Consider the following 11,167-nt stretch of genomic DNA (forward strand, 5'->3'; position numbering starts at 1 on the left):
CTCTTCAATTTAAGATTTTGTGACTCAACGAATACTGACTTCAAAACTAATATTCATTCGAAAATGAACATGTAATTCTAAAGCTATTACCATTCCAACAGAATGGTAATGAATTGACTGTGCCAAAATTAAGTAAACTTAACTTTGTATTGGTCACTCAGTTCATTGAAATCAAGTTTGTTACCGAAGTAACTGTTACTACCTAAGTAATAACGTTTTGATATTCATCAACGAGTGCCCACACAGATTGATAGGTTTAAATTGTTAAAGAGCTTCTCTTCGTTGTGACTTACATCACTTCGGAAGAGGCGGCCATTCTAGCTAATTAATCCTCGGTGTCAAACACTTATTTGGAATTAATTTCTACTTTTAAAAAGTAGATGCGAATAATCGCTTTTAGCTAGTTGCCTTACTAACATTCTTCGCTGAAGCCTTGTGGCGTCTACCGTGTCAGTGAGGCGGCATTATAGAGATGCTGCGTTTATTGGCAAGCAATAAATACGTTTTTTATTGAAAAAATGGGTTAAGCGAAGATATTTCAACCAAGAGCTTATTTATACCTATTTCACCCCAGCTTTTAAACAAAATACCCACAAACACCTGTGGATAACTACTCGTTATTATCAAAAAAGTAAGATAATCGAGCCCTTGGGTTTAAATACTCTCTCACTTGTTCAGGTAGTTTGCTTGGATGGACTGCATTAACGATTTTTATCTCTTTAGTAAGCAGGTCAATAATCGGAGCTTGAGTTCTTGGCACACTAGGATCATAAATCAATACATTCGGATAAAGCATATGTTTCGCATTAACTGAAATTACGATCCCAATAGAATCATTAGAAAGCTGAACTACAGTTCCTGGAGGGTACACTCCCATAAACTTTACCAGCAAACTCAAATTGTCCTGACTATATAGATGTTTGCAATTCTTATATAAGTGGGACAGTGCTAGATAAGGGATCTTCTGTTGAGGTTGCCCTTTACCATGGCAAAGGTTATCGAATGCATTGGCCACTGCGACTATCTTAGCAAACTCATCAATGTCATCTTCTGTTAAGCCTTCTGGATAACCTGAACCATCATTCATTTCATGATGTTGCGCTATCACCTTCTTAGCACTTTCGGGGAAGTCGTCAATTCCTGCAGCTATATCTACTCCATACTTAGTATGAAGCTTTAAGTAGTTTTCTTCAGGAACCGTTAGCGCCGTCTGCTTTCTTAGTATTGCTACTGGTATTTTGATTTTTCCAATATCATGAAACAACGCAGCAAAAGAAAGGTCTTTCAATTGTTGTGTATTGTAACCTTTAGCTTTACCTATCATCAGGGCAACAACTGAAACGTTTAATGTGTGAAAGTAAAGATCTTCAAAATCAGCTTTGCCGTTCATTAAATGTAAGGTGACGTTGTCGTCGCTTAATAGTGTTTCGACAATATCATCAACAAGAGACTTAACTTCCCCTACCGCGTCTAAAGGCCTATTACGAATCTTTGTCATGATAGAACGCATTCGAGCAAGAGAGCGTTCAAACTCTTTCTCACAATGACTGACCTTACGTCGATAAGAGCTTAGCGTCTCGATACGTTCATGCTTATCTTTCCACATCCTTTCTGTTTCAAGACGAACTTGTAGATCACTATCGCTTTCCAACTCCCCTTCATGATTTGGAGGTAATGGCGATGTATCGCTTTGATTAAGGTTTATGTAGACGTGTTTAATCCCAAGATGCCGGATTACCTTTACTTGATCGTCATCTTTGATTTTAAAACTGTTAAACAAAAATGGGTGTTCATTCCATTTTCCAGGGAGTCGTATATGTAAACCGGGCTGAATGCGGTCTACGGTAATCTTTATGCTGCCCATTTCTATATAATATTGATTAATAATCTCTATTTATAATTCTAATAAAACCGAGCAGCAATTTCACTATCCAATTTCACAGGTTTAACTTAAAGAATCACAGTGTACCATCCAACGTATACCGAACTTGTCTTCTACTTTACCAAACCTAGCTCCCCAAAAAGTATCAGCTAACGGTGTCATAATACGCCCACCCTGCTTTAGCTTTTCAAAGATCTGCTCTTGCGTCGCGGTATCCTCAGTAACAAGAGAGAGTGCAAGATTGTTTCCTTCTAATTCTTTGGCTTTGACGCCATCTGACATCATAAGCTTCATACCGAATGCTTCAAACTCTGCGTGCATAACCCAATCAGGCTGAGCACCCTCTATTACCTGTGGTGCGTCACTAAACAGTTGTTTCGATAAAACCACACCACCAAAACATTTGTGATAAAACTCCAACGCTTCATTACAACGACCATCAAAAAATAAGTAAGGGGTTACTGTCAGCATATCTCTCTCCTTTATGACTTATCTTAAACATAGACAATAGAAGTAAAAATTAAAGGTAACAGTTTGATTTTAGGTAATTAGTTTAATAACAGATCAAATTACGTTGGAAAATGATGACATTAGGGAATAAAGCATCAAGACCTGACTGGTACAGAGAAGAAAACGAACATCTTTCAGTTGGTCACATTTATGAGCAATGGCTCAACTACCAAAAGTAATTTCGATGCTGTAGATACAACAAAGCCCCGACTTGAGTCGAGGCTTTGTCATTTAAATATGGTACCGGTAGGCGACTGACTGGGCTTGCATCCAAGCCGACACGCTGGATTAGGAATTCACAAACGCCCAAAACGACGAAAGGTCGCTATAAAAGCGACCTTTCTATGTTTGGTACCGGTAGGCGGACTTGAACCGCCACGCCCGAAGGCAACGGATTTTGAATCCGTCGTGTATACCAATTTCACCATACCGGCATTATCTTGGGGCATTGCCCTTTCGATGTCTGGCATTATACGTATGCGAACTGATGTGGCAAGTATAAAAACTTGAATTCATGTGTGTTTGCCGATAATTTCACCACTAAGTCATAAGCTGTGCGTCATGTCTCTTTTCACGCCAAGCCTTAGACTATATTCTGACGCCTAAATTTTTGAAGAAGTAATCACACAATGACATCAACAAACACTCTGCCACCAGCAGGAGTAATGCGCCGATTTGGTGCCTTATTCTATGACGCTCTTATCGTAATCGCTATTGAAATGATAGCTGCTGGCGTCATTGTCGCTCTACTGCACGCACTCATGGCTATTGGCATTTTTAGCCATAGCGGTTATGCAGATGTCAGTGACTTCTTAACAAACCATCCGATTTGGAGCCCTGCGTATACTTTTTACTTAGTGGTTGTTTGGGTTTACTTTTTTGTGTTCTTTTGGACCAGAGCAGGACAAACGCTGGGGATGAGAGCTTGGAAGCTTCGCGTTCAAAACAAAGATGGTTCAACGATCACAGTAACTCAGGCGCTAATACGCTTAGGCACTTCAGGTTTTGGACTGGCAAACCTATGCGTTCCATTCGACCCACAAAGACGTGGCTTTCACGATATCTGGGCCAAGACAGAAGTCGTCGTGTTACCACAAGCACGATAACGCTATTAAGCGAGTTTCTATCAGGACAAAAAAAGGAAGGCATAATACCTTCCTTTTTTATTTACAGCTTTCGCCTCAAGAGCATGATGGCTATTCCGAGGAACACCACACTCGGGGCTAGTGCACCGAAGGCGGGTGGTATTTGATAAACCAAACTTACTGGACCAAAAAACTCACTCGATATATAGAAAGTAAAGCCAGCAATAACACCAGACAGAACCCTAGCTCCCATGGTCACACTACGCAGAGGGCCAAAGATAAACGACAATGCCATCAACATCATAACCGCTATTGATATAGGCTGAGTTATCTTTCTCCATAACGCCAACTCATAGCGAGATGAATCCTGCTCAGATGCCTTAAGGTAAGAAACATAATCATATAGACCACTTAGAGATAGTTCTTCTGGTTTAACCGTTACTATCGCAAGCTTATCTGGAGCTAATGATGTTTCCCAAGAGTAAGTCGGTAGGCTTTCTTTGGTGATTTGGATTTCATTTTCGAAAGACGTGATCTCGACATCATTCATCGTCCAAACATTGTCTCCAACGTAGTCGACTTCTTTTGAGTATATAGCGGTCTTCAATGCCTTGTTCTCATCAAAACGCCACATATTCATACCATACAATTTCTCATCGTCTATTTTAACAATGAAGATGAAGTCATTGGCATCACGAGCCCAAACACCGCTTTGGGTCGAGATAATATTACCACCAGCAATCGATATGGTTCTCAAATCACGAGCCATTTTCTGTGCTTGAGGAGCTCCCCATTGCCCAAGAAGTGTCACGACAATCATCAATGGAATTGCGGTTTTTAATACCGATAGGCCGATATCTAACTTAGAGAAGCCCGCGGCTTGCATAACCACCAGCTCAGAACTCGCAGCAAGCATACCGAGTCCAATCAATGCACCGAGCAAAGCGGCCATTGGGAAGAACATTTCGATATCACGAGGAACACTCAATAAAACAAAGTAAAGCGCTTGCAATAGATCGTATGTACCACGACCCACTTTTCTCAACTGCTCTACATATTTAATAATCCCAGAAAGCCCGACAAACGTCACCAAAACTAATGACGTTGTTGCGATGATGGTTCTGCCTATATATAAATCGAGAATCTTAAACACGGCTTAAGCCAACCTCTTCTTCTTGAATTTTTCTTTCAAACGCCTTACTGGCACGCTATCCATAAAGTTTGCACCAACGGCAACAAACAACAATAAAGCATTAATTGGCCACATACCGACAACAGCCGGAATGCTCCCGTCTTCAATTGAAGACTTAGTGGCGCTGATTGCTAAGAAATAGGTTAAGTAAATTAGAATTGCTGGGCCAATTTTAGCGAAACGACCTTGTCGAGGGTTTACCGCAGACAGTGGCACAACAAGCATGGTCAACAATGGAATACAAAGTACCAAAGAAATTCGCCATTGCAATTCCGCTTTCGCACTATTTTCTGGATTACCAATGAGTTCAAGCGTAGGGATGGCTTCCCAATCACGGCCTTTCTTCTCAACTTCACGTTGGCCAATCAGACCTTCGTATTCTTCAAAGTGCGTCACCATATAATCAAGACGAGTCGGTACACCTTCATGGCGAGTACCGTCGTACATAACAATAACTTGACGACCATCGCTCAGTTCTTTTACGTCACCTGACTTAGAGAACATCACACTAGGAAGTACCGAATCACGTGGACGCATCTGAGCAACGAACACATTTTCTAACTTGTTGCCGTCAATATCATCGATAAAAACAACAGAAGAACCATCAGGGGTACCTTCAAACTTACCCTTTGGTAGCAAATCAACACTGTTCTCTGCTGCAACCTCTTCATACATTTGTTCAACTTTGTCTTGTGACCAAGGAGACAACCATAGCGAATTAAATGCGGCTAAGCTTGCTGTTATCAAGGCGAGATAAAGAGCAGATTGGATAAGGAATTTGTTACCTATACCAGTGGCATTCATTACTACTATTTCACTTTCAGCGTAAAGGCGACCAAAAGTAAGCAAAATACCAATATAGATACTGAGTGGAAGCATCAATAAACCCATCGCTGGCATATTTAAGCCAACGATCGACAATATTAAACTCGCAGGGATATCACCATCAGAGGCGTCCGCTAAAACACTGATGAATTTTTGGCTGAGAAACACGAGAAAGAGAACAAAAAAGATCGCAAATTGGCTCTTGATTGTCTCGCGGATCAAATATCTAACAATAATCACGCTCAAATTACCTATACAAAACTTGTTTTTTTGATTGAATCACTATAATTTCCCGTTGAACCTTTTATTTTTTTAAATTTTTAGCTAAGTGTTAGCGTTCTTCTTTAAGGTTAGTTCCATTATAGGATCCAACAAGTAAGAACCCATTATCTAACATTTAGTTCGATTTGTCTTCAGGATGTAGGAGTACGCATGGAGTTCAGTGTAAAAAGTGGCAGCCCAGAGAAACAGCGCAGCGCATGTATCGTTGTCGGTGTATTCGAACCGCGCCGCCTTTCTCCAGTAGCCGAGCAATTAGATAAGATTAGCGATGGCTACATTAGTTCACTGCTTCGTCGCGGTGATCTAGAGGGTAAACCTGGCCAGATGCTGCTACTGCATCAAGTACCTGGTGTACTTTCAGAACGTGTTCTACTGGTAGGCTGTGGTAAAGAACGTGAACTAGGCGAGCGTCAATACAAAGAAATTATCCAAAAAACCATCAGCACACTAAACGAAACAGGTTCTATGGAAGCAGTATGTTTCCTTACAGAACTTCACGTTAAAGGTCGCGACACTTACTGGAAAGTTCGTCAAGCGGTAGAAGCGACTAAAGATGGTCTTTACACATTCGACCAATTTAAGAGCAACAAACCAGAGACTCGTCGTCCATTGCGTAAATTGGTATTCAACGTACCAACTCGTCGCGAGCTAAGCCTTGGCGAAAAAGCGATTTCTCATGGTCTTGCTATTGCTTCAGGTGTGAAAGCATCTAAAGATCTTGGCAACATGCCACCAAACATCGCAAACCCTGCTTACCTAGCTTCTCAAGCTCGTCGTTTAGCTGACGATTATGAGACAGTAAAGACTAAGATCATCGGTGAAGAAGAGATGGAAAAGCTGGGTATGACTTCATACTTAGCTGTAGGCCGTGGCTCTAAGAACGAATCTATGATGTCTATCATGGAGTACAAAGGCGCTGCTGATCCAAATGCAAAACCTATCGTTCTAGTCGGTAAAGGTCTTACTTTCGATTCAGGCGGTATCTCGCTTAAGCCTGGTGAAGGTATGGATGAGATGAAGTACGACATGTGTGGTGCTGCGTCTGTATTCGGTACAATGAAAGCATTGGCGAAACTTAACTTGCCAATCAACGTTGTTGGTATTCTAGCGGGCTGTGAAAACATGCCGGGTAGCAATGCTTACCGCCCAGGTGACATCCTAACTACAATGTCTGGCCAAACGGTTGAAGTACTCAATACAGATGCTGAAGGTCGTTTAGTTCTATGTGATGCTCTAACTTACGTTGAGCGTTTTGAACCAGATTGTGTTGTCGACGTTGCAACACTAACTGGCGCGTGTGTTATTGCTTTAGGTCACCACATCAGTGGCGTTCTATCAAACCACAACCCACTGTCTCATGAACTTGTTAATGCTTCAGAGCAAGCAAGTGACCGCGCATGGCGTCTACCTATGGCAGACGAGTACCATGAGCAGCTGAACAGTCCGTTTGCTGATATGGCAAACATCGGTGGCCGCCCTGGCGGTACTATCACCGCAGGTTGCTTCCTGTCTAAATTCACTAAGAAGTACCACTGGGCTCACATCGACAGTGCTGGTACAGCGTGGAAGTCAGGAGCAGCGAAAGGCTCGACAGGTCGTCCTGTCTCAATGCTAGTCCAATTCTTATTGAACCGCAGCGGCCAAGAGACTGAAGAGCAATCTTCAAAATAATGAAAAGGGCCTACGGGCCCTTTTTTAATAAGCGCTATTTATTAGCCCCTGTTAACTAAGTAAGATTGATATCCACGATTTTCAGTTCAAGTTTCGAGAGTAAAGTATGCAGACTGCCACATTTTACATTGTGTCTTCAGACAGCCCGCAAGCCAACGAAGATGGTTTTGCTCACTATGTGTTGTTTCTTGCTCAGCATTTTGCGAAACAAGGCGCTAAACTTTACCTTAACTGCAATGACAAAGAACATGCCGAACGTATCGCTGAAGTTTTTTGGCAGGTCGAACCCAGTGAATTTATTGCACACAACTTAGTTGGCGAAGGCCCAAAGTATTCAACCAACATCGAAATTGGCTATCAAGGCGTAAAACATAATTGGAATCGCCAACTGGTAATAAATCTGGCCGATAATAATACAACCTTTGCGAACGCCTTTGCTCAGGTGATAGACTTCGTTCCTTGCGAAGAAAAAGCTAAGCAACTCGCTCGAGAAAGGTATAAAATTTACCGTCAGGCTGGATATCAGCTACAAACTATCGAGATTCAACATCCATAGTCAAACCTCATAGTTAAAGCTATCTTTGAATTTAGATTCAAGAAGCTTCACTTATGAAGTTTGACCACGATTAACCATTCACAGTATCCGTTATAAGAGCACTATGGAAAAGACATACAACCCAACATCAATCGAACAAGCTCTGTATAAGACTTGGGAAGAGAAAGGCTACTTTAAGCCACACGGTGACACATCAAAAGAAGCATACAGCATCATGATCCCGCCACCGAACGTCACTGGCAGCCTGCACATGGGTCACGCGTTCCAAGATACGATCATGGATACGCTTATCCGTGCTCAACGTATGAAAGGAAAAAATACTCTTTGGCAAGTGGGTACTGACCACGCTGGTATCGCCACTCAAATGGTTGTTGAGCGTAAGATCGCCGCTGAAGAAGGCAAAACAAAACACGACTACGGCCGTGAAGCTTTCATCGACAAGATCTGGGAATGGAAAGCCGAATCAGGTGGCACGATCACTCAGCAACTTCGTCGTCTTGGCGCATCTGTAGACTGGGATCGTGAACGATTCACTATGGATGACGGCCTATCGGCTGCGACTCAAGAAGTGTTTGTTCGTCTATACGAAGAAGACCTAATCTACCGTGGTAAGCGTCTAGTAAACTGGGATCCTAAACTGCACACTGCAATTTCTGATCTTGAAGTTGAAAATAAAGACAAAAAAGGTTTCATGTGGCACTTCCGCTACCCATTAGCGAACGGTGTTAAAACCGCTGATGGCAAAGACTACATCGTCGTTGCGACTACACGTCCTGAAACCATGCTTGGTGATACAGGTGTTGCGGTTAACCCAGAAGATCCACGTTACAAAGATCTTATCGGTAAAGAAATTCTGCTTCCTATCGTAAACCGTCTTATCCCTATCGTAGGTGATGAGCACGCGGATATGGACAAAGGCACGGGTTGTGTGAAAATCACGCCAGCTCATGACTTTAACGATTACGAAGTGGGCAAGCGCCATAACCTACCGATGATCAACATCCTAACGTTCAACGGTGATATCCGTGATGCGGCTGAAATCTTCACAACTAACGGTGAAGAAAGCGATGTGTACTCAACAGAGCTTCCAGCTAAATACCAAGGTATGGAGCGCTTTGCTGCTCGTCGTGCAACGGTTGCGGAATTTGATGAACTAGGTCTACTTGAAGAGATCAAAGATCACGATCTAACCGTTCCTTACGGTGACCGTGGTGGTGTGGTTATCGAACCAATGCTGACTGACCAATGGTACGTGCGTACAGCGCCTCTTGCTGCGCCTGCTGTTAAAGCCGTTGAAGATGGTGAGATCCAGTTCGTTCCTAAGCAATACGAAAACATGTACTTCGCTTGGATGCGTGACGTACAAGATTGGTGTATCTCTCGTCAACTTTGGTGGGGCCACCGTATCCCAGCATGGTACGACAACGATGGTAAAGTTTACGTAGGCCGCACTGAAGAAGAAGTTCGCGAAAAGAATAACCTTTCTCCAGTGATTGTTCTTAAGCAAGACAACGATGTACTTGATACATGGTTCTCATCTGCACTTTGGACGTTCGGCACACAAGGCTGGCCTGAAGATACAGATGCACTGAAAACATTCCACCCATCCGAAGTACTAGTATCTGGTTTTGATATTATCTTCTTCTGGGTTGCTCGTATGATCATGATGACTATGCACTTCGTGAAAGACGAAGATGGCAAGGCTCAAGTACCTTTCAAAACAGTTTACATGACGGGTCTTATCCGTGATGAAAACGGCGACAAGATGTCTAAGTCGAAAGGTAACGTACTTGATCCAATCGATATGATTGACGGCATCGGTCTTGAAGAGCTGGTAGAGAAGCGTTGTGGCAACATGATGCAACCTAAACTGGCTGCTAAGATCGAAAAAGCTACGCGTAAAACTTTCGAAGATGGGATCGAACCATACGGTACTGATGCGTTACGTTTCACTCTTGCTGCTATGGCTTCAACTGGCCGTGACATCAACTGGGACATGAAGCGCCTTGAAGGTTACCGTAACTTCTGTAACAAGCTATGGAACGCAAGCCGTTACGTACTGATGAACACAGAAGAGCACGATTGTGGCATGTCACTGTCTGCTGAAGACCGTGCAAACATGGAATTCTCTCTAGCTGATAAGTGGATTGAATCTCAGTTTGAAGTTGCAGCGAAAGAGTTTAACGCTCACCTAGACAACTACCGTCTAGACATGGCGGCAAACACGCTTTACGAATTCATCTGGAACCAATTCTGTGACTGGTACCTAGAGCTAACAAAACCTGTTCTTTGGAAGGGTACTGAAGCTCAACAACAAGCAACTCGTTACACGTTGATCACGGTTCTAGAGAAGACTCTACGTCTTGCCCACCCTGTTCTTCCTTACATCACTGAATCTATCTGGCAGAGCGTCAAGCCGCTAGTAGACGGCGTTGAAGGTGAGACAATCATGACTCAAGCACTTCCTCAGTTTAATGAAGCTAACTTCAATGCTGAGATCGTTGACGACATCGAATGGGTTAAGACTTTCATCACTGCTATTCGTAACCTACGTGCGGAATACGACATTGCACCAAGCCAAGGCTTAGAAGTAATGATCAAAGTAGCCGATGAAAAAGACGCTGCTCGTATCGAAGCAAACAAGATTGTTCTAAACTCTCTAGCAAAACTTGATGTACTTAAAGTGCTTGCAGACGGTGAAGCAACGCCAGCGTGCGCAACGAAACTCGTTGGCAAATCCGAGCTAATGGTGCCAATGGCTGGCATTATCGACAAAGATGCTGAACTTGCTCGTCTAAACAAAGAAAGCGCAAAGACTCAAGGTGAGATTAAACGTATCGAAGGTAAGCTAGGTAACGAAGGTTTTGTTGCTAAAGCACCAGAAGCGGTTATCGCGAAAGAGCGTGAAAAGCTTGAAGGCTACCAAGAGACTCTTGTTAAGCTAGAAGAGCAAAAAGCGACAATCGCAGCTTTATAATCCATGCGATAGTTTTTAAGTAAGAAAAAGGGCAGATAATAATCTGCCCTTTTTATTGTTTATGTCCCGTCCTGAAATGTGTTTACACATTGAGGACGAATTATGACTACTTCAAATAATACCTACGTTAAGCGCACTCAGCGTGATTACACACTAGGCTTTAAATTACAGGTCGTCGCCGCTGTAG

Annotated in this window: 8 protein-coding genes and 1 tRNA gene; 4 read left to right on the top strand and 5 right to left on the bottom strand. The window is 42.7% G+C overall.

Annotated features, from left to right (window positions below):
• Positions 1 to 610 precede the first annotated feature (610 nt).
• The 3 genes from AACW75_RS19830 to AACW75_RS19840 form a co-directional block, all read right to left on the bottom strand.
• Positions 611 to 1,864: an HD-GYP domain-containing protein gene (locus AACW75_RS19830; RefSeq protein ID WP_017073414.1), complete on the bottom strand. Its 1,254-nt coding sequence runs from the start codon at positions 1,862 to 1,864 to the stop codon at positions 611 to 613.
• Positions 1,865 to 1,945: 81 nt separating this feature from the next.
• Positions 1,946 to 2,353 (bottom strand): VOC family protein, encoded by a 408-nt coding sequence (locus AACW75_RS19835; protein WP_017073415.1) that lies wholly within the window; start codon positions 2,351 to 2,353, stop codon positions 1,946 to 1,948.
• A gap of 388 nt (positions 2,354 to 2,741) precedes the next feature.
• Positions 2,742 to 2,826 (bottom strand) — tRNA-Leu (locus tag AACW75_RS19840).
• 195 nt (positions 2,827 to 3,021) lie between these two features.
• Here AACW75_RS19840 and AACW75_RS19845 point away from each other — a divergent pair.
• A complete protein-coding gene (locus AACW75_RS19845) occupies positions 3,022 to 3,498 on the top strand; it encodes an RDD family protein (RefSeq protein WP_135458604.1) in 477 nt (158 codons plus the stop codon).
• Positions 3,499 to 3,559: 61 nt separating this feature from the next.
• Here AACW75_RS19845 and lptG read toward each other — a convergent pair whose 3' ends face one another.
• Together lptG and lptF are read right to left on the bottom strand one after the other, a co-directional pair.
• The gene (lptG, locus tag AACW75_RS19850; protein WP_237297929.1) at positions 3,560 to 4,630 is read right to left on the bottom strand and encodes an LPS export ABC transporter permease LptG; all 1,071 of its coding nucleotides are present in this window, start codon (positions 4,628 to 4,630) and stop codon (positions 3,560 to 3,562) included.
• Positions 4,631 to 4,633: 3 nt separating this feature from the next.
• Positions 4,634 to 5,734: an LPS export ABC transporter permease LptF gene (gene lptF, locus AACW75_RS19855; RefSeq protein ID WP_029224834.1), complete on the bottom strand. Its 1,101-nt coding sequence runs from the start codon at positions 5,732 to 5,734 to the stop codon at positions 4,634 to 4,636.
• A gap of 192 nt (positions 5,735 to 5,926) precedes the next feature.
• On the opposite strand from lptF, the gene pepA reads away from it, so the two are divergent.
• The 3 genes from pepA (at position 5,927) to AACW75_RS19870 (ending at position 10,980) form a co-directional block, all read left to right on the top strand.
• The gene (gene pepA / locus AACW75_RS19860; protein ID WP_004735335.1) at positions 5,927 to 7,447 is read left to right on the top strand and encodes a leucyl aminopeptidase; all 1,521 of its coding nucleotides are present in this window, start codon (positions 5,927 to 5,929) and stop codon (positions 7,445 to 7,447) included.
• 106 nt (positions 7,448 to 7,553) lie between these two features.
• Positions 7,554 to 8,003 (top strand): DNA polymerase III subunit chi, encoded by a 450-nt coding sequence (locus AACW75_RS19865; protein ID WP_017073419.1) that lies wholly within the window; start codon positions 7,554 to 7,556, stop codon positions 8,001 to 8,003.
• Positions 8,004 to 8,106: 103 nt separating this feature from the next.
• Positions 8,107 to 10,980, top strand: coding sequence for a valine--tRNA ligase (locus AACW75_RS19870; RefSeq protein ID WP_237297930.1), 2,874 nt, complete (start codon positions 8,107 to 8,109; stop codon positions 10,978 to 10,980).
• The last annotated feature ends 187 nt before the right edge of the window (positions 10,981 to 11,167 follow it).

Source organism: Vibrio sp. L3-7, from assembly GCF_963898195.1.
GTDB lineage: Bacteria > Pseudomonadota > Gammaproteobacteria > Enterobacterales > Vibrionaceae > Vibrio > Vibrio echinoideorum.

Coding starts and splice junctions, on each gene's coding strand:
- AACW75_RS19830 (WP_017073414.1), bottom strand. CDS start 1,864: ATGGGCAGCATAAAGATTACCGTAGACCGCATTCAGCCCGGTTTACAT.
- AACW75_RS19835 (WP_017073415.1), bottom strand. CDS start 2,353: ATGCTGACAGTAACCCCTTACTTATTTTTTGATGGTCGTTGTAATGAA.
- AACW75_RS19865 (WP_017073419.1), top strand. CDS start 7,554: ATGCAGACTGCCACATTTTACATTGTGTCTTCAGACAGCCCGCAAGCC.
- AACW75_RS19870 (WP_237297930.1), top strand. CDS start 8,107: ATGGAAAAGACATACAACCCAACATCAATCGAACAAGCTCTGTATAAG.
- pepA (WP_004735335.1), top strand. CDS start 5,927: ATGGAGTTCAGTGTAAAAAGTGGCAGCCCAGAGAAACAGCGCAGCGCA.
- AACW75_RS19845 (WP_135458604.1), top strand. CDS start 3,022: ATGACATCAACAAACACTCTGCCACCAGCAGGAGTAATGCGCCGATTT.